The following is a 23,006-nucleotide window of genomic DNA, read 5'->3' on the forward strand; positions in this document are numbered from 1 at the left end:
CGTTATTCAGCCAGCTTGATCGTCGGAGGAATCTCTTTTCCTTCCGGCACGAAAATCATCGAGACGGAATTCACGCAGTGGCGGATGTTTTTGTCGGTCAGCCGTTCGCCTTCAAACACGTGGCCGAGGTGCCCGTCGCAATTGGCACACGTAATTTCGACGCGGTAACCGTCCGCATCGATGGTACGTTTAACGGCCCCTTCGATTTCGTCATCAAAGGCGGGCCATCCACAGTGGCTATGGAACTTGTGGTCTGACTTGTACAACTTGGCGTTGCAACGACGGCAGATATATGTGCCAGGGTCATCGGTGTCGGTGTACTCGCCCTTGAAAGCGTACTCAGTTCCTTTTTCCTCGATGACATATCGCTCGAAGTCGCTGAGCTCGTTGTAGTTCGTTGGTGCTTTTTCCGACGCCATTTTTGATTCCTGTTGTTGATTGCTGGCGGCTTTCACCTCCGGCGCCTCGCTAATATCGCCACCGATGACCGATTCATCCGTCGTTCCATCAACGTTTGAAACAACAGACGCCTCATTCACACAGCCGCTGGCAATCAGCACACCGACAAGTAATAAATATTGATTCCGCATTGGCTTACCTTCAACAGTTCAATTTGCTGCTGTACGACGTCATGTCTGATTTGCTGGGCGACAAGGCGTGAGTCTCAAGTGCCCTTAACGCTGCCACAGCATTTTAGCAGAAAGCCAACGCAACGGCGACAATTAGTTTTAGACAGGCCGCCGCAGTTTGCGCATGAAAAAAGGCCGCCTGAGTTCCAATTAACTCAGGCGGCCTTTTTTGTAAGTCCCGGAAGCAACGAATCCCAGGGGGGCGGAGGACTCAAGCTGCTTCCGGGGGCGATTGGTGAGTAACATGCAACACGCTGAAGATCACTTTTGTGTCCCCGTTGTGTCTGAGCGAAAAGTAGATGGATTCTGAAAACGCGTCAAGGTGACTTCTCCGAGTTATTGACGCGCGTCGTAGTCACGTTCAGACGCATAAACACTGGCGATTCCCGACTTTGCGAAGTGTTGGGAGTCGCAGCTGCAGAATCTGCCGGTAAGAATTTCTAAAATTTTGAGCAGGGTCGTGTTTTCTATTCGCTGAGCCTGAAAATTCATGAACTCAACTGTCCGACAGCCCACTGCGCCACCACGACGCCGCCGCGGAGTCAAAATCACGCTGTGGTTTGCCGTCACCACGGCGCTGGTGGTCGTGGCGGGACGGGCGTATTTGTCAGATCCCCGCAAAGCCGATTTGACCGCCGTGCTGCCATTCCTTCAGCTTGCCGCTGCGGTCGTCATCACATGGCGCTATGGGCGCCCGGAATCGCGATCCGAATGGACCGCTTTGTTTCTCATCCACGCCGCATTGATCGCTTTGCAGATATCGATCGTCACAGGTACCTACCGTTATTGGCGCATGTTCGCGATTCAACTGTCGCTTCGAATCGCTCTGGCCGCCATATGGCTGCTGCCGATCGTTGGCATCGTTTTATTTGCTGAAACTCTAAGACGAGGGCGGTTGCGCTGGAAGGCATGGGTCCCCACGGGACTCGGCATCTGCTTCGCCGCAACTGTGATTCTGATCGGGCTTGAAAGCGCCGCAGTCGTCATCGAACGTCAGCGTCTTCCTGACGGAATGAATCTGCCAACGCTGCCGATCGCAGATGACGGAATCTTCCGCCTTGCGGCCGTCGGTGGGTCCACAATGCGAGGATTCCCATACGCGCCGGAATGGGGGATCGCTCAGGTAGCCGTCAGTCAGCTGCAGCACCGACGGCCAGAGCAATCCTTCGAACTTCTGAATCTGGCCAAACCCGGTTGCAATCTGGAAACGGCTGTCGGTCTCCTGAAACAGTTAACGGTGCGGCCCGATGTTTTGATCGTCTATTCTGGTCACAACGAATTTTTTCACAACCTTGAAGAGATCGGGGTCAATCGTCGAACGGCGTGGAAGCTGGATGCGTGGTACAACCATTCGCCCACCTTTCGGCTGGTCAACAATGAATTGATGAATCGAGCTGTGAGTGCGGGCGTGCCCCGAGGCCCAGCAAGACTGTGCGGTGAAGAACTCGCCACGGAATCTCTGTTGCAACGCCGTCGCCAACGGTACCGCAATCAGCTTACCGCGCTGTTTAAGTGGGCCAAAGCACTGGACATCGAAGTCGTGTTCTGCGTCCCGGCATCAGATGAAGCGACGTTCGCTCCCATAAGATCCTTGTGTCACAATGCCGACCCGCAGCGCAGGCAGGCAATCGAAGATACGTGGCAGGAGGTGCGGACTCTGCAGCAACAACATGCCTGGCAAGGCGCTTTGACGCTATGCAAAGCCATCTTGCGTGAAGAGCCGGATTTTGCCGAGTTCTTGTATCTGGCGGGCCGCAGCTGCCGGCAGCTCGGTGGCGATCACACGGCGGCCGCCCATCGGTACTTTCAACAAGCACGCGACCTTGATCAGTTCCCCATCCGAACACGCAGCAGCTACTGCGAAATCGGCCGTGATGTGGCCACAGATTATGACGCCGCGATCATTGATTGCCCGCAACTGCTGCAGGCTCTGGTTGCGGACGGCTTTGTCGACCAGAGATTTTTCCTTGATGGAGTCCATCCGAATTTAAAAACCTGCTTCGTTTTAGGGACCGCCGTCGCGGACGTCATTCCGATCGCGAATGAACAAACCAATCCGACGACCGTAAAAACCTCACTGACGCTGCAAGACGCTTTGCATCAACAGAACGTGACGCCGGATGTACTGGCTCGAGCTTATCGCACCACTGTTGGAGTTCTCGACCGCTATGCGTTTTTTCGAGCGGCCACCGATCGCGACCTGAAACGCAGGGCTGAAGAATTTGGCACATTGGCGGATCAGCTTGAAGCCGGTCAAATGACGGTCAAAGATGTGCCGGTTGAATTCCTTTCTGAACCAGATGGTGATTGAATGTCGAAGAAAGTGCATGAGCGATTTCTGGAAATATCGACGACTGTTTCCGTTCGCCTCGCCGCCGCCATCAGCGACATCGGCCCCGTAAAGCTTTCGAAACGCAGCGACCGATCTCTGGATGAAGTTTTGTGCCGCATGGTAGCTGGCCAACAGTTGTCGACCAAAGCGGCGTCAACGATCTGGGCTCGCGTCATTGACAGCACAAACGGACGTGACTTAATGGCTCACATCGCAGCAACGGAAACCTCGCAACTGCGAAGCTGCGGACTATCGAACGCGAAAACCAAAGCGATGAAAGCAATCGCCGACGCGTCGGCTCAGGGAAGGCTGGACGTATCGCCGCTAAAAGCGTGTGGTCATGCCGAACGTTCGAAGCAACTGACGTCGATCTGGGGCGTAGGACAATGGACGGCCGACATGGTTTCCATCTTCTACTTTGGCGACAAAGACGTGTGGCCCGACGGCGATGTCACAGTTTGGAAAACCCTGGAACGACTCACGGACAAACGCCGACGAACATTGCTGACAGCAGCGAGGTTTGCTCCGCACAGAAGCTACCTCGCGATGTACATGTATCGTATCGCCGATGCGCAACCGTGAAGCAATGTTCAACATGCGGCCCGAAGACCAATGCGGGAACGCCACCGCTTTCAAACTCGCAGGAAAAGCACGAGCGATCGATTACGAGATCTGGTTGAACATCACCCACCGCGCCGTGAGCAGACACAGAATCAGACAGCCCCACCATGCGGCCAGCTGACCGATCTTCTGGCCGCGAGCAACATACAGAACAGTCGCGGCGAAAGCGGTCAGCCCCAGCTTGAAGCTAATCAGCGTCGGCACGCTGGACACAATTCTGTTTCCGATCGGGTTCACTTCCAGCATGGCGTGAGCCTGATGGGCTAATAAAGTCATCGTTAAGTCGAGGAGGCTCATCATGACTAACAACGCAATGCACCGCGTTGTGGCCGTTTCCGGCGAGATAGGTACTTCGCCTTCGGCCGCCAGCAGTTTCACGCCCGGCCGAAACCACAGCAATTGACCAAATGACAGCACGACCAAAACCATACCCGCCAGCATCAACGGATAGCTAAAATTGGCCAGCCGCTGCCTCGCAACAGATTGAGCTTTATTGGCGGATATCGTTTCTGTCCAGCCAGACACTTCACTCTGCGCACGCTCCGCGAAGTCAGGTGTGACCGCAGCAGTCGTTAACCACCGTCGCCACGACGGGTGTTGAAACTCTGCCGGAAGGTCAGACACGAGATCTGGTGAGTCGGTCGCAGGATCCAGCAGGCATGCAAGCACTGCCCGGCCACCATCGGCCAGCGGCCATGTTTGTGGTGCCGCTTTCGATTGGCAGACAACAACGCCGTCAGAACGCAGCGTCCTGATGATTTCCAGGTTTGCTTCGGCGTCGTTCGTCAGTTCCAAAGCCGCAGGGGCTGACTTCGAATCTGTAACATCGGAATTCTTTTTATGCACCGTCTGCACATACTCGGCTGGCAGAGTTACCAAGCCCGCGACAGCATCAATTTCACTGCCCAGTGGCACATAGCGCCCCTGTACAAACAGATAGCCACGGTCGAGCGTCCATATATCGGGAACCGGCGCCTTCGGAATAGACATGTGAGCCGTCATGCTATCCTTGGGAGCAACCCGCATCGATGGGCTGGGGCCCGGAGATACCGCGCAGACCTGAGTTGCGGATACCAACAAACTCAGGCACATCAGCATCATGCGGATCGGGCCTGAAATACCTGTGAGAGCGTCGTGCATGGTCGTGTTTCGACTCCGAATCTGTCACTGTGAGACGCATTGCGAAGGATTGTTTCCTCACCAACGATGTTCCGGCCTCTTTTTTGCCAAAGTAATTGTTTGAGTAGTTCGCACAGCCAACGCCAATATTTGGCGCCACGACGCCATTGGTGCTCACGCCAGGCGCGGCCGGGTAAGGGCGTCATTTAGCCCAGCATAGAGCCCGACACTCTACAGATGTGCAGGTTCAGCCCCCTCAGGCTCCCGCGAATCCTGTATTCTTAACGGGACGGCGCCGCCGGCTCATGTCGCGCAAAACAAAAACAAACGCCGTTTTGTCGAAAAACCGGTTATCCGACAAGACCGAATTGTTCGGCGAAAACAGCCGATCTCCGAAAATGGCACGGGGTGCTGACCAAATACTGTCGTTTTTCTGTGGCAGGTCTCTGGAATCGCCGCCAACCGCTCGCTAAACTCCGCCCCGTTCCGAGCTCGGCAAGTTCCACAAACAATTTGCCAGCCAGTGAACCTCATTTCAAGGCAACGTGTCGAAATGAGGCGGGACAAAAACCGCCAATCGGGGCGTAGCTCAGCCTGGCTAGAGCGCCTGCTTTGGGAGCAGGAGGTCGCATGTTCGAATCATGTCGCCCCGACTCAGAAAAACGCTGATGATTCGCGTCATCAGCGTTTTTTCGTGCGCGAATTCTGTGCTCGCGATTAACTTGGAGGCCGCCCCGAGAATCGAACCGCACAAAACAGCCCGTCAGGTCGGTTGCGATGCCTGTCGAGTTCACGGGTCGTCAATTGCGTGGAGACACTGAACCCGATTGCCGTGGCCGCTGTGATCGGCACTTCGTGATTCAGGATCGGATAGTCAGAGCCGCTGCGGCGACGGCAAAGCGTTTGAGTTAAAGTTTCTGCGAGCCTCCGCGTCTCTGGGGTTTGTCTGACCTGTGCAGCTGGGCTCAGCGCTGGGTGCGCAGCGCGATGCGGTGCTTCCTCGGTTCGTCACTGCCACACGGCCGGCCTTCAACGCACGGCTGCAGTTTGAAGCCCAGCGAAGCTGAGTCCGTCGAGGAAACGTGGTAGCGGCTGCAATTGATTCGCGACATCGAATACAGTTTCAGCGGTGGCTGAGGCAATCGAAAGAGGTCCCAGCAGTTGCGCTAAACGAAGGAATGCGATGGACAGCGAACTTTACGAACAGGTCGACCCGCTAATTGATGACGTGGCTGATCAGATCGGTGAGCTTATCGACGGCGACCAGTTGGCAGTGCTGAAAGCGAAACTGGCCGAGATCTGTGGTTGTTTGCCTGGCGAATTCAGTGCGTCATTGGATATCAGCCTTCGGATTACAGATCCGGAAGGTTTGACTCTGCCACTGTTGCAGACGGGAATGACCTCGTTTGACGGAACAGAACCTCAGCAGGTCTGGGGCGATTCCACGCCGCAGGACTACGTTGTCTTTGGCGATGTCGTTGTTGTGCCTAACGATTATTGCCCGCAGTGTTGGGCTGAGTGGAGATTCAAACAGCGCAATCCCAAGTGCCCCGGATGTGGACTGCAACTTGGCAGGGAAGTGAAGATCCTTCTTGATTCCGGCATATGTCCACACTGCGAACGAGGAACCGTCAGCGCTGGCAATCCGGTGTGCGTGGAATGCAACAACCGTGTGAACCTCGATTACGTTGTGTGGGGTTAGACCATGCGGCAAATCTTCATCAGCAGCGTGCAGAAGGAACTGCAGGAATTCCGGGATGCGGTCAGTCAGTACGTCAATTCTGATCCGTTGCTGTCGCAGTTCTTCACTGTTTTCCAGTTTGAGAAGCTGCCTGCGGCTGATCGTCGAGCTGATGATGTCTATCTGGACGAAGTCGCCAGGACCGACATCTACCTGGGACTGTTCGCCAACGAGTACGGCTGGGAAGACGAAAATGGACGTTCACCGACTCACCGCGAATTCAATGCCGCCACCGTAAACGGCGTCGAGCGGTTGATCTACCTTGTTGATCTGGACGGCGAACAAAACGCAAAGATGAAAGCTCTTGTCAATGAGGCCGGCGACCAACTCATTCGTCGCCGAGTGCCGGACATCGAAGGGCTGTTGGCCGCGATTTACCATAGCCTTGTCGATTACCTGGGTCGCAAAGGGCTGTTAACGACGTCCCCATTCGACAAGCGTCCGTGTCAGGGAGCGACGCTTGACGACATCTCAGACAAACGCATCGACTGGTTTCTGTCCCGCGCTCGCAGCGAACGCGGGTTCCCTCTTGGCACCGACACGACTGCCGAAAATACACTCACACACCTGAACCAACTGGCCGATGGCACCCCCACAAATGCAGCCGTGTTGCTTTTTGCTGAACAGCCGCAGAAGTTCGTGCCTGTCGCTGAAATCAAATGCGCCCACCACCACGGAACCTCCGTTCAAAAACCGATTCCGGACTACAAGGTTTTTCGTGATGACCTGTTCGCACAAATCGATAGTGCACTGGATTTCGTCATGTCCAAACTTGCCCGCTCTGTGGGAACGCGGGCGGACGGTAATTCGGCCCCGGTCAGTTACTCTGTACCGCGAGAAGTCGTCGCGGAAGGGATTGTGAATGCGGTCGCACACCGTGACTACACCTCTGCCGGCGCTGTTCAGGTTGCCGTGTTCTCTGATCGGATCGAGATCAGAAATCCAGGTCGCCTTCCTGCGGAGTTAACCATCGATCAGCTAAAAGTTGAGCACGCCTCATTTCCTCGAAATAAGCTGATCGCGAACCCTCTGTTCTATGCCAAATACATCGAACAGCTGGGCACTGGGACGGCGGACATCTACCGTCGATGCCGAGAAGCGGGCTTAGCTGAACCGTCATTCTACCACGACAACACAGAGTTCGTTTTGACGATCGAACGGCTTGAATCGTCGCTCAGCAAAATCGAGTTATCAGAACGGCAGCAGGAAGTGATGGAATACGTTTTTCGGCACAAGCAAATTAACAACTCCGAGTTTCAGACACAGTTCAATGTTGCCAAACGGACTGCCGGTCGGGACCTTGCGGAAATGGTCGACAGTGGCTTGCTGGAAAAAATAGGAACAACTGGGAAAGGTGTTCACTATCGCCTGACGCAAAGGGGCCACGACTGGGCACAGTTGAGGGAGTAAAACGGGCCAGAATGGGGCCTCAAAAGGCGAAAACCGAGCATTTTCACAGGGAAAGGTGCATTCTTAACGGGCCAGGCAGCCATCGCCAAAGGGGTCACAAACGGGCCATGAACGCGGCCATCGCGACAAGGTCACCCGTTATTTCTAACCATAATCCCGCGAGTAGACGCCCCGATCAGGTGCGAGCAGAATACTCGCCCGCGATGGCGAAAATGCGAGACGCAAAGTGCTGAGCAGCCATAGAAAAAGGCCGCTTTCCGAGTTGGAAAACGGCCTTTTTGAATATGGAGGCGGGGGGAATCGAACCCCCGTCCTGTGGACTCTTAACCAGAGCTTCTACGTGTGTAGTCTGATGATTGAATTCGCGACGACGTGGCTCAACAGACAAAACCGTCCGTCACTAGATCACAACTTGTCTCACACTTGCCGTAGCGATCAATGGGCAAGTGCCAGTCTGAATTTGCAACTGAACTTCGGACTCCTCAGACGGGGATTCCTTGTTCAGTGACGCCTATTACTAGGCAGCCAGAGAGTACTGCGGATTAGCAGTTATTGTGTGATCAGCTTTTTACGTGGCCAACTGATCAACCACGACACGCCACCCTGATCGACGATGACCCAGTCAAATCCGATCGCCCCCGTCAGGTTGGTCGGCAATTCGTGCGAAATCGCACTCACGCCGCTACTCCTACTATAGCCCGACACGTTGTCTGAGGCGAGGTTCAGGCCGGAATTATTCTACAGCACAGAAATCTGCAACACGAAAGTGGGCCGCCCCCCGTGGCCGCAAGCTTGGGACTCAAAAGGGCAATGGGGGACGCCAAGTCCGCCCGCTTGTCTGACGGCTTTCCGCTTCTGCCAGAAAAAAATCACACGAGAGAGGAGACCCTCGCCGACACTGTTTCCACCATCGCGAAAATTGCCAGCCGGAGCGTGTCGCTCAACCTTCACACCAACTTCTGAATCGCTGCGAAGTCGTCTTTCAGGCTGCGGTACAACTGCTGGTACACGGGATATCCGGCGTTGTAAGTCTTTTTGGCTGCAGCCACCGCTGGCGTTTTCGTGACAACTGAAATCGTGGCCTTGCAGGCTTCTACCACGTCTTTGTACGCACCGGTGCCGGCGGCGGCCAGCAAAGCGACTCCGTAAGCCGGACCTTCCTCAGCGTTGATGGTGACGACGGGCTGACCGTAGATGTCCGCCTGAAGCTGTCGCCAAAACTGGCTGCGAGCTCCACCACCCGACAAGCGGATTTCCTTGACCGGGATATCCATCGACTTCGCAATCTCCAACGAATCGCGCATCGCGTAAGTCGCCCCTTCCATGACCGAACGAGCCATGTGGCCCTTGCCGTGACGCAGACTAAGACCAACCCAGCTTCCTCGCGCGTTTGGATCGGCGTGGGGCGTGCGTTCACCGGTGAGGTACGGCAGAAAGAACAAGCCTTCCGAACCTGCGGGCGATTCGGCTGCCTGTTGAGTGATGAGTTCGTAAGGATCAATTTTCTGCTTTTTCGCAGCGGCAATTTCTGACTGGCACAGTTGGTTGCGGAACCATTGCAAACTGCCTCCAGCCGAAAGCACGCAGCCCATGACATGCCACTTGCCTCGGACGGCATGGCAAAACGTGTGCAAACGGCCTTCTGGATCCACCTGCACTTCGTCGCTGTGAGCAAACACAACTCCGCTGGTGCCCATGGTCGCAGACACTACGCCCTTGCGAACGATTCCGTTACCGATCGCTCCAGCCGCCTGATCGCCGCCGCCACCGACCACCGGCGTGCCAGCGTTCAGTCCCAGTGCCTTAGCAGCTGAAGCCGATAGCCCGCCGGTGACATCTTCTGATTCGTACATCTTCGGCAGCAGGTCCGCGGCCAGGTCCAGCTTGCCGAGCAGCGGCTTTGACCACTTGCGGTTGACGACATCCAGCAGCAGAGTTCCCGAGGCGTCGCTGACCTCAGTGGCAAAGTCGCCGGTAAGGCGGAATCGGACGTAGTCTTTGGGCAGCAGAACCTGGACGGTTTTGTCGAAATTCTTCTTTTCGTTGTTTCGCAACCACAGAATTTTGGGAGCGGTGAAACCGGTAAGAGCCGGGTTGGCGACCATCCCGATCAGCTTTTTGCGGCCCCCCGCTTTCTGTTCGATTTCATCGCATTCGGCCGCGGTGCGCTGATCGTTCCACAGCAGAGCTGGTCGGATCACGTCGCCAGACTTGTCCAGAAACACGCTGCCATGCATTTGACCGCTGAGGCCGATACCACCGATATCCGCTGGCTTCAGCTTAGCCAACTTCATAACTTTTCGAACGCTCTTGACAGAGGCGTCCCACCAGTCTTCCGGTGCCTGTTCGGACCAGCCGGGTTTGGGGCTGGAGAGCGGATATTCGAAAGTCGTCGACGCCAGGATGGTGCCGTCTTCCTGCATGGCCAGCGTTTTGGTGCCACTGGTGCCAATGTCGATGCCAAGAAATGCAGTCATGGTTGCTGTATTTGTGAAAGGTTGGTTGTGTGCCACCGTGTGTCCGAAGCGTTGAAGTGTAGCCTTCATGACCGGCCAGCAACACCAAACCGTTCGTCTTGCTTTTTTCGCAACGCTCTGAGATCCTGTAGGCGGTCTTGGTGGTGCTTCGGCACGGGCTGATGATTCGTCAGCCGGGACATCATGTGTGTCCACATACTTTGCGGCAACGATCTTCGATCGTTGGGCAGGACTGGCGAGGCTTCGGCCTCGCTTTTTTCGTCTTCGTCAGCCAGAGGCAGACTGTGACAAAAAGCCTGACTTAACTGCATCGCAATATGATTGGTCACAGGGTTACCGTTTCAAGAGCCGAACCTTCGAGTGATCCGATCGCATGACAATTGGACTACGAAAAGGTTGCATTCAGAATGGCGAGAATAGGCTCTACAGCGAATCTCGCTGACTTGTGGCCGTGGAACAAGCGTTTCAGACGATGAAGGCTGTTTCCCCTGAGCCCGAACCGTCCACAACAAAAGGCAAACTGCTCTCATGGTCTCTGTTCCCTTCCTGATCGGCTTGTCCGTGGCCGCTGTCGTGGCGGTCCTGATCGGTCTAAGGCTGGGGCGGAAGCGGGATTCTTCGTTCGATTCCGACTGGCCGAACGACTCGCCCGGCCCACTTGCCCAGGAGCGCACCGCTCAGCCTTCAGCGCAAACAAAGAAGTCGAAAAAGCAACCCGGCTACGCCGCCCGTTTCGACCTTGCCGAGCTGGCCCGACGGCTGGACGTTCCCGAACAGCAACTGCTCGCAGCCGAACCGACTTACCGCATTGCAAAGATCGCCAAACCATCGGGCGGTACTCGCCGCCTGGAAATTCCGGACGACGACACCAAGGCGTTGCAACGATGTATTTTGCGACGGCTTCTCGCAACACTGAACGCACACCCACTCGCCTGCGGTTTTGAAGAAGACACGTCGATCGTCGACGCCGCGTTGCCGCACCAAAACCGAGCGGCCGTGATCAGACTGGATATCCGTCGCTTCTTCGAATCCACATCGGCAGACCGCGTGCAAAACTGGTTTATTGCGATTGGCTGGCAGCCTGGCGCAGCCGAAGTCCTCACTCGACTGACCACGAACGACGGGCACCTGCCGCAGGGAGCTCCCACCAGTCCGCGATTGAGCAACCTGATCAACTCGCCACTGGATGAAGGCCTGTTGCGCCTGGCAAAACAGTACGGCGGCGCATACACACGGTACGCAGATGACATCACTCTGTCGTTCAACTTTGATCGCGGTCGCAAGCTGCGAGGCATCATTCAGGCTGCTCGGCGGATTGTGAAAAGCTACGGCTACACGTTACACGGCGGCAAAAAAAGAAAAGTCCTGCGTCGTCATCAGCGGCAACAGGTGCTGGGCCTGGTCGTGAATGAACAAGTGGCGCTGCCACGATCTAAACGCCGCTGGCTGAGGGCCGTGCGTCACCGTATCGAAAATGGCGGCGAAGCCTCGTTAACGGCCGCTCAGCTTAAGGGCTGGGAATCGTTTTGTAGCATGGTCCAAGAACAGCGAGATGAGGGTTAGTCGGTCGGAATTCGAAACATTTCTGGACAAATCGAGCTGTGTTCGTGATCCTGTGAGTTGGACGGTGACCTCCCGGTTTTTCTTAGTAGGAATACGTGACTCGTGCGACGGCGCCCACCTCATTTTGCCATTCTGCTTTGCTGCGGCCTCCTGACGGTGCTTCGGGCCTCGGTTGCGGACGAACGCACTGGCGAGTCGACGCCGGCGACCGATGACTCCGTTCAGGCAGTCGCTCAGCTTGTTGACGGCATTTTGCAGCAATCGTGGCAGGCAGAAATTGTGACGCCCGCCGCCCCGGCGACCGACGAAGAATTCATTCGTCGACTGTATCTTGATCTGGCAGGTCGGATCCCCGCCGTCTCAGAAGCTCGCGAATTCCTGGCGGATAAATCGCCCAACAAGCGTTTGGCGGTTGTCGAACAGCTACTCAGCAGCCCCGGCTTTGTCCGGCACTTCACCACCGTTTTACGAAACGCGTTGATCCCGCAGGCCACCAGCCAGCCACAGTTTCGATCCCTCATTCCCGGGTTCGATGCGTGGTTGTGGGAACACATCGCCAAGGGCAGTTCATACGACACCATTGTTCGGTCGATCATCGCGTCTGAATTGAACCTCAACAACGGCCCGGCCCTGGCCAGCACCACCAGCCCGGACGCTTTCTTTGCCGTCAGAGAATTGAAGCCGGAGAATCTGGCGGCGGGCACGGCTCGAGCGTTTCTTGGCGTGCGACTCGATTGCGCTCAGTGCCACGACCACCCGTTCGACATGTGGACGCAGCAGCAGTTCTGGAACATGGCCGCTTTCTATTCGGGCTTTAGCCGCCCCGAAGACGAAGATGAGGCTAACCCGGCCATGATGAACATCACTGAGCAGACAGCGTCGCGCAGCATCAAAATGGCGGGTGCGGATGCAATGATTCCCGCCGTTTTTCTGACGGGCACACAGCCGGAGTGGGAACAGCAGGGCGATCGGTCGCCACGACAGATTCTGGCGGACTGGATTGTTGATGAAAACAATCCCTGGTTCGCAAAGATGGCCGTAAACCGGGTGTGGGCTCAGTTTTTCGGACGAGGCATTGTCGATCCTGTCGACGACTTTTCCGATAACAATCCGCCATCGCATCCGGAAGTTCTGCAACTATTGGCCGACGACTTCGTAGCGCACGACTATGACCTGAAGCGGCTGGTTCGAGTGATCGCGGCTACACAGGCGTACCAGCTGTCCGGTCGGCAAACTCATGAATCACAAACCGAACCAGCTCATTTCGCGCGAGCCGTTTTGCGTGGGCTGACGCCGGAGCAATTTTTTGACAGTCTTGCTGAAGCCGTTGGTTTCTACCAACCGTTTCGCAGCGACAATCCATTCGTCGTCGACACCAACTCACCGCGCGCACGATTCGTGGACCTGTTCCGCGGCAGCGCCGAATCGCCGCTGGAACGTGAGACCACAATTCTGCAGGCGTTGGCCATGATGAATGGCGAATTCATCGACAACGCAACCAGCCTCGAAGACAGCCGCACTCTGAAAGCCGTTGTCGATTTCCCCGCGATGACTCGTGAAGAAAAGCTGAACACGCTTTTCCTGGCCGCGCTAAGTCGATCACCGACGGCAGCGGAGCAACAACGGTTTGGCGATTACCTAAAGTCCGGCGGCGTTGAAAACGACGAACGGGCTGCCATGGCCGATGTTTTCTGGGTGTTGTTGAATAGCAGCGAGTTTTTACTGAATCACTAATGCCATGAACACGCACAGCACCAGACGCCAATTTGCAAAGTTCTCTGGCCTCAGCCTGCTGGGAGCCGCCGCTTCCGGTTGGCTGCCTTCGATGGCAGCTCGCGCGGCGCAGGCTTCGAAGCCGACCTCACGCAAGTGCATCCTGCTGTGGATGTCCGGCGGACCGAGCCAGATGGAGACCTTCGATCCCAAACCGGATCATGAAAACGGTGGTCCCACAAAAGCCATCGACACCAGCGTCCCCGGTATTCGAATCAGCGAAAATCTGCCGCAGGTCGCGAAGGTGATGCAGCACCTCGCTCCAATTCGGTCCATGTCAACAAAAGAAGGCGACCATACTCGAGCAACCAACTTCATGCACACGGGCTACCTTCCGCAGGGGCCGATTCGTTATCCCACGCTGGGCTCCTTTCTGAGTAAGGAACTGATCGACAGAAGCTGCGACCTGCCGTCATTCGTCAGCGTGAATCCGTTCCGAGCCTTTAGTCCGGCCGCTTACGGGCCCGGATTTCTGGGACCGTCGTGGTCGCCGTTGGTTGTCAATTCTTCCATGACGGGCGACGAAGACAATCGTGACGTTTCGTTTGAAGTGAGTAACCTCAAGCCACCGCGCAATGTCACATCCGCTCAAGCCGACGCGAGGATGCAGATGCTGGCGTCGCTGGAGCACGACTTCCTGAAGGATCGCCCCGGCGCTCCAGGAAGAAGTCATGTCGAATCGTATCAGCAAGCGGTTCGCATGATGAATTCGGCAGCGGTAGGAGCTTTCAATCTGGACAGCGAAGACGACACTCTGCGAGACGCTTACGGACGTAACCCCTTCGGACAGGGCTGCCTGCTCGCTCGTCGATTAATCGAAAACGGCGTGTCCTTTGTCGAAGTCAATCTCAGCGGCGCAGATGGAGCTGGCGGTGGTGCGGGCTGGGACACTCACCAGGACAACTTCGATGCGGTGAAAAATCTTTGCGGCGTTCTCGACCCGGCGTACGCAACGCTAATGAACGACCTCAGCCAACGCGGGCTGTTGGAAGACACGCTGGTGATCTGGATGGGCGAATTTGGCCGGACACCGGCAATCAACGAAAACACCGGGCGAGACCACTGGCCGAAAAGCTGGAGCACTGTGCTGGGGGGAGCGGGTGTGAAGACGGGCCAGGCGTATGGAGCAACATCTGTTGACGGGACAGAGGTCTCCGAAAATCCGGTGATTGTGCAAACGCTAATGGCCACGATTTGTAACGCGTTGGAAATCGATCACGAAACAACGAACCTCAGCAACGTCGGACGTCCGATTCCGCTGGCGGATCATGGTTCGAGTTCGATTGAAGGGCTGCTGTAAGAATAGGTGGGCACAACTTCGTCGTCACTGATGGTGGCAGCGGAACGCAGGGCACAAGTGGAGTTGCGAGTTGGACGTCCGCCGCTTTGGCTGAAGTAGTCGACCACAACACAATTCCGGCCCGACTGTTTGGCTTGATACAAAGCGGCATCGGCCAGTCCGAAAAGCGTTTCACCAAAGCTCTCGCCGGACGGCAAACCGTTCGCCAGACCGATACTGACCGTGATCGGAATCGGGGTCCCGTTGAATTCGAATTTCATCGCTTCGACGGCGGTCCGCAGGCGTTCTCCGCAAATGTACATGCCCTGTTCGGGAATATTGTCCAGCAGCACCACGAATTCTTCCCCGCCGTAGCGAGCCAGCGTTTCGTTTGACCGAGTCGCGTTTCGCAGGCAGTCGGCCACGCACTTTAAAACTTCGTCGCCCGCCTGATGTCCGTATGTGTCGTTGACTTCTTTGAAGTGGTCGATGTCCACAACAGCGACGCCATAAATAATTCCACTGCGCAGGCAGTGCTTATTCATTTCATCCAGTCGACGATCGAAATACGAACGATTAGCAACACCGGTCAGAGCGTCCGTGCTGGTCTGGATCACTAACGATTGAACCTGTTGTTTCAGCCAGCCGTTTTCGGCCACCAGTTCCGCAGGAATCGATGGCTCACTCGCATCGTTCATCGTTTCGGTGAATTCCGAAAGCTGCTCCAGAGCCTCATTCAGCAGGGCTTCCGGTTCCGGGATAACGCTGGTATCGATATCAAACAGCGCAGCACTATTTTGCAACTTTGTGCGCACGGCTGTGGTCAGTTCATCCATGCTGTTCGAATCGGCTGCTCTGTTGTCAAGTTGCTCCTTCAGCACCACCAGTGCGACGCCGCGGTCGTGATCACAAAGGTACCGAGCGAATGCTGCGGCTGTGGTCAGGATTTCATACAGTCGGCTTGATTCTACTGTCAGATTGTTCGACTTCTCAGGTTCCGCAAGCGCCTGGATGGCCTCGACAAACCGCTTCGGCATACCGGAGTCTGTCAGCATTTTGGACGACAGTTCCAGATGAGTGAGCCCGAACGCACTTCGTTCCGCCTCACTAATTGACACGTCGCCCGCCTGAACGCGCTTCATACATTCGATGTAGTCTTCCGGTGCCTGCTTCATCATTCCCAGTTGACCGATGCCGGCCAACAGATTCAGAGTGAAGCACTCAGCGGCAATGGCTGCACCGTGCACCGAGCCGAGTACTTCTGCGGCGGTCGCTCGCACAAAAGATCTCAGCCAAAACTTCTTGAACAATTCCCCCTGCTCGCCGTCCGCCACCGATTCAGACACCAGCGAAAAGCCCAGCACCAACGGCGTAATCTTTGCTTTCCCCATCAGCGTAATGGCCTGACGAACGTCAGCCACCTCGCGGGGCAGTCCGAAGCGACTTGAGTTGGCCGCCTTCAGAATTTTGCTTGCCAGAGCGGGGTCCGTCTGAACCAGTTCAGAGATTCGCTGGATTGGCGCATCCGGATCGCCAAACACTCGCAATATCTCCATGGCGATGGTGGGTAGCGTTGGAAGACGCGAAAGTTTTTTTGTTGATTTCAACATGAAGTTTCCGTTCGATCCGCGAAAGCGTGGTGCCGCAGCGATCTGGTGCCCATTTCACCGGAGGTCGACAGACTCACACCGCCTTCCGTCTGCAGGCATATCGAAGCGGGCCTGTCCGCACTTGCTTTTCTGGCAGGGTATTCCTACGGATTTCCGCAAATACGCCTGTCAATGACGGCTCAACCGCACCGTGGGAGGGGTTCGCTATCCGCGAAATTCGGTACAGCAGGTGCAAAAAAGACAGAAAATAAGAGGAACCCCGTACGCGGATTCAGCTCGCCAAAGCCCGAATGAGGGATTTTCCTCAGCGCGTGCGAAGAAACCTTCGCCGGCAAGACCCTTCGGGCGGCTGGAAGACTTTGCGGGTTGTATTGGTTGCACCGGTCGCGCGCCGGATACCGATTCAGACTACATGTCACTCTTCAACAATCACTTCGACCTGTTGACTCGCCTGGTCTCTGCTTCAGAGCAGCGGCAGCAGGTGATCAGTCACAATATCGCCAACGTCAATACGCCAAACTATCGGCGGCTGGATCTGGATTTCGAATCCGCTCTGGCCGCTGAAATCAGGCGTGGTGATCGATCAATTGGCAGTCCGGCAGAAGCGTCTGTCATTCAGACTCAGGGCCTGCCGACTCGATCCGACGGAAACAACGTGGATATCGATAAGGAAATCGGAGCCCTCGGGAAAAACGCACTGCTGCAACAGGTTTACCTGCAGTTGATGGGCACCGAAATGAATCAAATGAAGCGAGCGATGGAAGGCTAACAGAAAAGGGAGAAGCCGTATGTCACTGGAAAAAATCCTCTCCGGGATGCAGATCAGTTCGTCCGGCTTAAGCGGCGAACGACTGCGAATGGAAGTCGCCGCCAACAACATCGCGAACGCTCATACCACACGCACGCCGGAAGGTGGGCCATATCGTCGTCAGCGAGTTAGCTTTTCGTCGGTGATGGATCACTTCGCTCAGAGTGGCATGATCGACGGAGACAAACAACTGGGCGGCGTGAAAGTCATCGGAGTCACGTCTGACGATTCTCCTTTGCCGTTGATCTACGACCCGGGACACCCGGACGCCAATGAAGACGGCTATGTGGCAATGCCCAACGTAACTCTGCCACACGAAATGGTGGATCTTGTGACGTCCAGTCGAGCGTACGAAGCGAACTTAAAGGCGATGGAAACATTCAAGCAGATGGCCGAACAAGCCCTGGCTCTGCTGCAGGGGCTGAGGTAAGGACGCGATCTGAAGTTTCAGATTAACAATGACAACACCCATTTCTTCAATCGGATCGGTCGGCGGCAGCCTTCCTGGCGGTCTCACGACGAGCGCCGGGAAGTCCGGCGCCGCGATGCCGTTTGCAGATCTGGTGAAGGGCCTGTTGCAGGACACAAACAACCAACAGGCTCAGGTCGAAGAAAGTGTGACGCAACTGGTCACCGGAGAAACAGACAGCCTGCACGACGTGGTCTTAACAGCGTCACAAGCCGACCTGGCCTTTCGCCTGGTGATGGAAGTGCGAGACAGACTGATATCGTCGTACCAGGAAATCATGCGGATGCAGATGTAATCTGATTTCAAACATGTAGCAGTGTCTCCCTGAGACGCTGGAACGAGTCTCGGGGAAACTCGGCCACGTGAAAACAGAATTGTCTCTCCGACCGTGTGAACCACAGTCACCGAAAGAAGATCCCTCATTGAGGGCAACAACATGGCATTTTTAAAAACACTCATCGAACAACTGAAGGACCTGTGGGGTCGCTGGACGATTGCTCAGCGAGTCGGCATCAGCGCGGCAACCGTCGCGTGCGTCGCCGGTATCGTGGGCACGATGTTCTGGGCCACACGCCCGGATTATGTGGCCCTCGTCAATCAACTGACGCCTCAGCGCGCGGCCGAGTTCATTGCGATTCTGGAATCTGAGCAGATCACTTACGAACTGAACTATTCCGGATCCGCCATCTCTGTCCCCCGCAGCAGCCTGAACGTCGCTCGAGTCGCTTTGCAGGATGTCTGGGAGCCAACCGTCGATGACGGAGCCGGTATGTCGGGCGCGTTTCCCGGCTCGCCACGCGAAGAAGACGAACGCCGACGTCGGCAACTGGAGACTCGAATCGCTCAAACGCTGAGCAGAATCCATGGCGTTCGATCGGCCACCGTGCATATCAGCCAGCCAAGTCCATCGCCGTTTGTGAATGAACAAACGCCATCCACAGCCAGCATCATCGTCGACCCGACGTCTGCGGGATCGATCACGATGGCAGTCGCTGAAGGAATCATTTCCACAGTTGCGCGAGCGGTCGAAGGTCTTGCACCAGACAAAATCACGTTAATGGACACAGCCGGACGGCAATTCAATGCGGCGGACGGTATCGGTTCCACGATGGATGGTCAGTTTGATTATCAGCAACGAGTAGAGTTGCGGCTGGCGTCCAAAGCGGAATCCATGCTGGGCATGCTGCTGGGACACGGCAAGGCGGTTGTGCGAGTCTCTGCCGATATCGACTTCCGCGAAACCACACGTACAGATCGAAAACTCGACCCGGACAGCAAGGTCAAACGAACGGAGACGATCGAAACGGTTTCTCAGACGGGCGGCGTGACTCCCAATGGAGAAGTCGGCGTGAACCCAAATATCCAGGTGCCAAACTTTGATGGCGACGAAGGCGTAAGCTACAAAAAAGAACTGATCTCAGCGGACTACGACAACGCCAGCACAGAAGAAATCGTCCGCGACATTCCCGGAAAGATCACCCGGCTAACCATCGCCGCCATTGTCGACGTCGCACCTCCGGCCGCTGATCCTGCGGCCGCCGATGACGCAGCCGCCGCGCCAACGCCAAATTTTGATGCGGCTCAGATCGAGGCGATCGTAAAACAGGCGGTCGGTTTCGACGAAGTGCGCGGCGACGAAATCCAGGTGATGACGGCCGACCTGACTTCAGGTCTTCCAGCCGATGAAATCCCCGGCGTGATGGCGATGTGGAATGAATACGAACCAATGATTCAAACGGTTGGCATGGGCCTGATTGCCACCATGGCGTTTTTGATGGGCTTCCTGCTGCTGCGAAAAATGAAGCCAGTGGTCGTCACCGAAACGGCGACGGAACAACAACTGTCGCTGGATGAAGTGCGACACATGGCCGCGTTGTCCGAACAGGCAAAAAGTAACCCTGAAGTGGCGGCGAAGATTCTTTCGGCGTGGTTGGGCGAAGACGAAGAAGATCTGGAAGCCGAGCTGAAACAAGGAGACAAACGGGCGGCGTAAGCAATCGAAGATTCGAGTTCCGGGAATGTGGTGTCGGCTGTTGTTGGCCCACCAGCAGGCAACACTTCCCGGTTCTCGCTTCGGTTTAGCAGGGCATAGTGCCTCTCAGCTGGAGTCGGGTGGCCAGTGTTGGACTTAGCAAAGCGAAGGTAACCCCGGAGGTTCGATCTTTCCTCGTTCCAACCAGGACCACACACCTCGCGCCCAATTCCACAACGACCTATTTAGCAATTTAACCAAACATCCCAAGCACTGATACAACCCGTAGACCCGAACATCCGTGACTGACCGACAAACGCAAACTGCGGAACTGCTGAAACTACTGGGCGAAGACACCGCTCAGGCAGTCCTCTCACACCTGCGCCCGGAACTGGCGAAGTCGATTCGGACTCAAATGGAAAGCCCGGAAGCCAAACAACTCAAGCTGCGACAGAAACGCGAACTGCTTAAGGATTTCGAATGGTTCTTCGACTTCGCGTTGCAGGCCAAACCGGCTGCAGGACTGAAAGTCTTTTCCGGCGAAGACGAAGAAGCGGATCACAAGGCCGAGTCCAAACAGCCGGAAGGTGAGGTCCGACTGACCGGTGACCCGATGGTTGACCTCGGGCGACTAAGCATCTTTCAGTTGGCTGGAGCTTTGGAATCCGAACAACCGCGGACCGTCGCCATCCTGTTGAACAACGTACCGCCGGAATTGGCAGCCAATGTGTTGAGTTACTTTCCTGAAGAACACCGTCAACTCGTGGCCAAACAGCTTTCTAAAGAACAGGACGCCCCGCAGGTCCTGGTTGAACGAATCGCTCGCGCCACCGTACAGCGCGGTGCCACGCTGCCGGCGGATCCGCCCGATCGACGTGACCACCTGGATCGGCTGGGTGAAGTGATGCGTGAAGTGCCGAAGTCGTATCGCAAAGACATGATGGCGGCAATCGAAGAAGAGGATGCAGAGTTGAGTGCCGCGCTGCTGAAGAAACTCTATCGGTTCGACGACATCGCAGGATTGGAGCCACACATCGTGCAGCAGATTCTGGGCGAAGTGGACGGCACAACGTTGACAACAGCCATGTTTCAGGCCGACCAGAATGTTCTGGACACGATTCTCGGCAACCTGTCTCGTCGAGCACGTGGGACAATTGAAGAAGAACTTCAATTCCAGACTCGCGTCCCGGAAGCACAAGTCACGGCGGCACGTGAAGCCGTCGCGGAAATTATTGCGAAGATTGATCAGGAAGGTGAATAGCCGCGGCTGGGTCTTTCAGTCCTAACCAACAAACGAAAGGAGGCGTAACAATGTCAATTCAATTGCTGCTGAATCGCTCGCCTTCGGTCGTGCGAGTTTCTGCATGTTATGACACGAAGACAGGCCCACCGCAGCCGAAAGCTTCTCCGCAGGAGGAAGCCGCTGCGGCCGCTCAACTGGAACAACAACTGGAATACATGCGGCAACTGTTGAACGAAGTCGGTGTCGCCGTCGAAGACCTTCAGCAACAGCACCGCCAGTCGATCACGGAAATGCAGCAGGCCACGGTCGAACTTTCTGTCGTCGCGGCATCATGGATTGTCGGTGCTGCCATTGATGCCGACATGTTTGCGGTCGACGATCTGGTGGCGGCGATGGTCGACAAGCTGCACAAGGAACAACCGATAAGGGTGTTTTTAAACCCCGAAGACGCCGCACTGCTGAACCACCTGCGCAGCAGTTCAGACGCGGAAGACTTTGCGAATGCTGATGTCGAGTTTCTGCCGGAAGCAGAACTGGCTCGGGGAATTGTGCGAGCCGAATCGGCTCGCAGCACACTGATGACGGACATGGATGACCGGCTGGCGGATATCCGCCGGATCTGGATGGAGAACCTCAATGACACTCAGACTGAACGTCGAGCAGATGACCCGGCTGGCCGGGGATTCCGCCGCTTTCCGGAACGTCGGCACACTGCGTAGCGCGCGAGGACTGTTGCGCGCATCGCTGCCGGCTTCGGTTGGCGAGGCGTGTCGGTTGCGGTTGCCCAGCGGTGAAGATCTTACGGCAGAAGTGGTCGGATTTGATGATCGTGAATCTCAATTAATGTGCTTCGATAGCCAGACAGGGCTGCGTCCTGGCCTGGAAATCATGGCGATGGGGAGACGCCGTTCGGTGCCGGTCGGACGCCAGCTATTGGGCCGAGTGATCGATGGTGTCGGCCGCCCCGTCGACGGGAAAGGCCCGGTTCGCTGCCTTGCCTCTCGTTCCGAAGAGGCGACCGTTCCCGCCGCCATGGAACGCGTTCGCATCAGCCAACCGCTGACAACCGGGCAGCGCGTCATCGATGGATTGATCAGCATTGGTCGAGGCCAACGCATCGGATTGTTTGCGGGCAGTGGCGTCGGGAAAAGCACATTGATGGGGGAAATTGCGAAGGGCGCAAATGCAGACGTTAACGTAATATGCTTGGTCGGTGAACGTGGCCGGGAAGTGCGGCCCTTTATCGAAGATTGCCTGGGCGTTGAAGGAATGAAACGCTCGGTAGTGGTTGTTGCAACTTCGGATCAAACGCCGCTGATCAGAATCAAAGCTGTGTTGACGGCTGTCACCATCGCTGAAAGTTTTCGTGACGAAGGCAAGGACGTGCTATTCTTTTTGGACAGCGTCACGCGGCTCGCGATGGCTCAACGAGAACTTGGATTGCTACTGGACGAACCGCCCGGCAGTCGAGGCTATCCGCCTTCTGTGCTGTCGCTGATGGCCAACGTTCTGGAACGACTTGGTGCCGGTAGTACGGGAACAATCACCGGGCTGATTACTGTGCTTGTGGAAGGAGACGACATGGACGAACCGATCGCCGATGCGGCTCGTTCAATTTTGGATGGACACATTGTGCTGTCGAGAAAGTTGGCGACCGCAGGCCACTTTCCGGCCGTCGACGCGTTGGAAAGCATCAGCCGATTATTTCGCGACATCACCGGCAACGAACACCAAACGTACGCGGGCAAGGTCAGAAACATCATGGCCACCTATCGCGAAATGGAGGATCTGATCCAGATCGGTGCCTATCAGAAAGGGACGTCGCCGAAGGTCGATCGAGCCATCCAGCTAATGCCTGCCGTGAAGATGTATCTTCAGCAGCAGGTGGGTGAACAAACATCATGGCAGGATACAGAACAACAATTGAAATCACTGGCCGAAGCATGGCCGTTTGACTGAC

Annotated in this window: 18 protein-coding genes, 1 tRNA gene and 1 other RNA gene; 15 read left to right on the plus strand and 5 right to left on the minus strand. The window is 56.0% G+C overall.

Annotation, left to right across the window (positions count from 1 at the left end; translation table 11 throughout):
* Positions 1 to 2: 2 nt before the first annotated feature.
* A complete protein-coding gene (locus Fuma_RS18680) occupies positions 3 to 590 on the minus strand; it encodes a methionine-R-sulfoxide reductase (RefSeq protein WP_083732150.1) in 588 nt (195 codons plus the stop codon).
* Positions 591 to 1,119: 529 nt separating this feature from the next.
* On the opposite strand from Fuma_RS18680, the gene Fuma_RS18685 reads away from it, so the two are divergent.
* Both Fuma_RS18685 and Fuma_RS18690 read left to right on the plus strand, forming a co-directional pair.
* Positions 1,120 to 2,940 carry a hypothetical protein gene (locus tag Fuma_RS18685; protein ID WP_077025462.1) on the plus strand — a complete coding sequence of 607 codons (1,821 nt, stop codon included), beginning with the start codon at positions 1,120 to 1,122 and terminating at the stop codon, positions 2,938 to 2,940.
* The gene (locus Fuma_RS18690) at positions 2,941 to 3,543 is read left to right on the plus strand and encodes a DNA-3-methyladenine glycosylase family protein (RefSeq protein ID WP_077025463.1); all 603 of its coding nucleotides are present in this window, start codon (positions 2,941 to 2,943) and stop codon (positions 3,541 to 3,543) included.
* 81 nt (positions 3,544 to 3,624) lie between these two features.
* Here the strand turns inward: Fuma_RS18690 and Fuma_RS18695 are convergent, their stop codons facing one another.
* Entirely contained in the window at positions 3,625 to 4,722 is a 1,098-nt protein-coding gene (locus tag Fuma_RS18695; protein ID WP_077025464.1) for a DUF5658 family protein, read from the minus strand.
* A 557-nt stretch (positions 4,723 to 5,279) separates the two neighbouring features.
* On the opposite strand from Fuma_RS18695, the gene Fuma_RS18700 reads away from it, so the two are divergent.
* The 3 genes from Fuma_RS18700 to Fuma_RS18710 all read left to right on the plus strand — a co-directional run bounded on the left by Fuma_RS18700 (position 5,280) and on the right by Fuma_RS18710 (position 7,852).
* Positions 5,280 to 5,354, plus strand: a tRNA-Pro gene (locus tag Fuma_RS18700).
* A 530-nt stretch (positions 5,355 to 5,884) separates the two neighbouring features.
* Complete coding sequence (locus tag Fuma_RS18705) at positions 5,885 to 6,403, plus strand: hypothetical protein (protein ID WP_077025465.1); 519 nt, start codon at positions 5,885 to 5,887, stop codon at positions 6,401 to 6,403.
* Positions 6,404 to 6,406: 3 nt separating this feature from the next.
* The gene (locus tag Fuma_RS18710; protein ID WP_077025466.1) at positions 6,407 to 7,852 is read left to right on the plus strand and encodes an ATP-binding protein; all 1,446 of its coding nucleotides are present in this window, start codon (positions 6,407 to 6,409) and stop codon (positions 7,850 to 7,852) included.
* Positions 7,853 to 8,134: 282 nt separating this feature from the next.
* On the opposite strand, the gene ssrA is transcribed toward Fuma_RS18710, so the two are convergent.
* Positions 8,135 to 8,492: a transfer-messenger RNA gene (ssrA, locus tag Fuma_RS18715) on the minus strand.
* 307 nt (positions 8,493 to 8,799) lie between these two features.
* Complete coding sequence (gene xylB / locus Fuma_RS18725) at positions 8,800 to 10,329, minus strand: xylulokinase (RefSeq protein WP_077028407.1); 1,530 nt, start codon at positions 10,327 to 10,329, stop codon at positions 8,800 to 8,802.
* Between the two features lie 528 nt (positions 10,330 to 10,857).
* On the opposite strand from xylB, the gene Fuma_RS18735 reads away from it, so the two are divergent.
* The 3 genes from Fuma_RS18735 to Fuma_RS18745 all read left to right on the plus strand — a co-directional run bounded on the left by Fuma_RS18735 (position 10,858) and on the right by Fuma_RS18745 (position 14,965).
* Positions 10,858 to 11,892, plus strand: a complete 1,035-nt coding sequence (locus tag Fuma_RS18735; protein WP_077025469.1) for a reverse transcriptase family protein — start codon at positions 10,858 to 10,860, stop codon at positions 11,890 to 11,892.
* A gap of 102 nt (positions 11,893 to 11,994) precedes the next feature.
* Positions 11,995 to 13,626, plus strand: coding sequence for a DUF1553 domain-containing protein (locus tag Fuma_RS18740; protein WP_077025470.1), 1,632 nt, complete (start codon positions 11,995 to 11,997; stop codon positions 13,624 to 13,626).
* 4 nt (positions 13,627 to 13,630) lie between these two features.
* Positions 13,631 to 14,965 (plus strand): DUF1501 domain-containing protein, encoded by a 1,335-nt coding sequence (locus Fuma_RS18745; protein ID WP_077025471.1) that lies wholly within the window; start codon positions 13,631 to 13,633, stop codon positions 14,963 to 14,965.
* On the opposite strand, the gene Fuma_RS18750 is transcribed toward Fuma_RS18745, so the two are convergent.
* Positions 14,932 to 16,554: a sensor domain-containing diguanylate cyclase gene (locus Fuma_RS18750; protein ID WP_077025472.1), complete on the minus strand. Its 1,623-nt coding sequence runs from the start codon at positions 16,552 to 16,554 to the stop codon at positions 14,932 to 14,934. The two genes, Fuma_RS18745 and Fuma_RS18750, sit on opposite strands and share 34 nt — an antisense overlap.
* Positions 16,555 to 16,966: 412 nt before the next feature.
* Between Fuma_RS18750 and flgB the strand changes: the two genes are divergently transcribed.
* From flgB to Fuma_RS18785, 7 genes are all read left to right on the plus strand, one after another.
* Positions 16,967 to 17,323, plus strand: a complete 357-nt coding sequence (gene flgB, locus Fuma_RS18755) for a flagellar basal body rod protein FlgB (RefSeq protein WP_077025473.1) — start codon at positions 16,967 to 16,969, stop codon at positions 17,321 to 17,323.
* A 19-nt stretch (positions 17,324 to 17,342) separates the two neighbouring features.
* The gene (gene flgC / locus Fuma_RS18760) at positions 17,343 to 17,792 is read left to right on the plus strand and encodes a flagellar basal body rod protein FlgC (RefSeq protein WP_077025474.1); all 450 of its coding nucleotides are present in this window, start codon (positions 17,343 to 17,345) and stop codon (positions 17,790 to 17,792) included.
* Positions 17,793 to 17,820: 28 nt separating this feature from the next.
* Complete coding sequence (gene fliE, locus Fuma_RS18765; RefSeq protein ID WP_077025475.1) at positions 17,821 to 18,126, plus strand: flagellar hook-basal body complex protein FliE; 306 nt, start codon at positions 17,821 to 17,823, stop codon at positions 18,124 to 18,126.
* A gap of 141 nt (positions 18,127 to 18,267) precedes the next feature.
* Complete coding sequence (gene fliF, locus Fuma_RS18770; protein WP_077025476.1) at positions 18,268 to 19,824, plus strand: flagellar basal-body MS-ring/collar protein FliF; 1,557 nt, start codon at positions 18,268 to 18,270, stop codon at positions 19,822 to 19,824.
* Between the two features lie 280 nt (positions 19,825 to 20,104).
* The gene (locus Fuma_RS18775; RefSeq protein WP_077025477.1) at positions 20,105 to 21,064 is read left to right on the plus strand and encodes a FliG C-terminal domain-containing protein; all 960 of its coding nucleotides are present in this window, start codon (positions 20,105 to 20,107) and stop codon (positions 21,062 to 21,064) included.
* A gap of 50 nt (positions 21,065 to 21,114) precedes the next feature.
* Positions 21,115 to 21,765 carry a FliH/SctL family protein gene (locus Fuma_RS18780; protein WP_077025478.1) on the plus strand — a complete coding sequence of 217 codons (651 nt, stop codon included), beginning with the start codon at positions 21,115 to 21,117 and terminating at the stop codon, positions 21,763 to 21,765.
* Complete coding sequence (locus tag Fuma_RS18785) at positions 21,683 to 23,005, plus strand: FliI/YscN family ATPase (RefSeq protein WP_077025479.1); 1,323 nt, start codon at positions 21,683 to 21,685, stop codon at positions 23,003 to 23,005. Before Fuma_RS18780 ends, Fuma_RS18785 begins: the two co-directional genes overlap by 83 nt.
* Position 23,006 lies beyond the last annotated feature (1 nt).

This window comes from Fuerstiella marisgermanici, assembly GCF_001983935.1.
GTDB lineage: Bacteria > Planctomycetota > Planctomycetia > Planctomycetales > Planctomycetaceae > Fuerstiella > Fuerstiella marisgermanici.

What these genes read in the sequence shown, in the direction of transcription:
- fliF (WP_077025476.1), top strand. Translation starts at nt 18,268, where the DNA reads ATGGCATTTTTAAAAACACTCATCGAACAACTGAAGGACCTGTGGGGT.
- Fuma_RS18705 (WP_077025465.1), top strand. Translation starts at nt 5,885, where the DNA reads ATGGACAGCGAACTTTACGAACAGGTCGACCCGCTAATTGATGACGTG.
- Fuma_RS18685 (WP_077025462.1), top strand. Translation starts at nt 1,120, where the DNA reads ATGAACTCAACTGTCCGACAGCCCACTGCGCCACCACGACGCCGCCGC.
- Fuma_RS18690 (WP_077025463.1), top strand. Translation starts at nt 2,941, where the DNA reads ATGTCGAAGAAAGTGCATGAGCGATTTCTGGAAATATCGACGACTGTT.
- Fuma_RS18680 (WP_083732150.1), bottom strand. Translation starts at nt 590, where the DNA reads ATGCGGAATCAATATTTATTACTTGTCGGTGTGCTGATTGCCAGCGGC.
- Fuma_RS18785 (WP_077025479.1), top strand. Translation starts at nt 21,683, where the DNA reads ATGACACTCAGACTGAACGTCGAGCAGATGACCCGGCTGGCCGGGGAT.
- Fuma_RS18745 (WP_077025471.1), top strand. Translation starts at nt 13,631, where the DNA reads ATGAACACGCACAGCACCAGACGCCAATTTGCAAAGTTCTCTGGCCTC.
- Fuma_RS18780 (WP_077025478.1), top strand. Translation starts at nt 21,115, where the DNA reads ATGTCAATTCAATTGCTGCTGAATCGCTCGCCTTCGGTCGTGCGAGTT.
- Fuma_RS18695 (WP_077025464.1), bottom strand. Translation starts at nt 4,722, where the DNA reads ATGCACGACGCTCTCACAGGTATTTCAGGCCCGATCCGCATGATGCTG.
- xylB (WP_077028407.1), bottom strand. Translation starts at nt 10,329, where the DNA reads ATGACTGCATTTCTTGGCATCGACATTGGCACCAGTGGCACCAAAACG.
- flgB (WP_077025473.1), top strand. Translation starts at nt 16,967, where the DNA reads ATGTCACTCTTCAACAATCACTTCGACCTGTTGACTCGCCTGGTCTCT.
- flgC (WP_077025474.1), top strand. Translation starts at nt 17,343, where the DNA reads ATGTCACTGGAAAAAATCCTCTCCGGGATGCAGATCAGTTCGTCCGGC.
- fliE (WP_077025475.1), top strand. Translation starts at nt 17,821, where the DNA reads ATGACAACACCCATTTCTTCAATCGGATCGGTCGGCGGCAGCCTTCCT.
- Fuma_RS18750 (WP_077025472.1), bottom strand. Translation starts at nt 16,554, where the DNA reads ATGTTGAAATCAACAAAAAAACTTTCGCGTCTTCCAACGCTACCCACC.
- Fuma_RS18735 (WP_077025469.1), top strand. Translation starts at nt 10,858, where the DNA reads ATGGTCTCTGTTCCCTTCCTGATCGGCTTGTCCGTGGCCGCTGTCGTG.
- Fuma_RS18710 (WP_077025466.1), top strand. Translation starts at nt 6,407, where the DNA reads ATGCGGCAAATCTTCATCAGCAGCGTGCAGAAGGAACTGCAGGAATTC.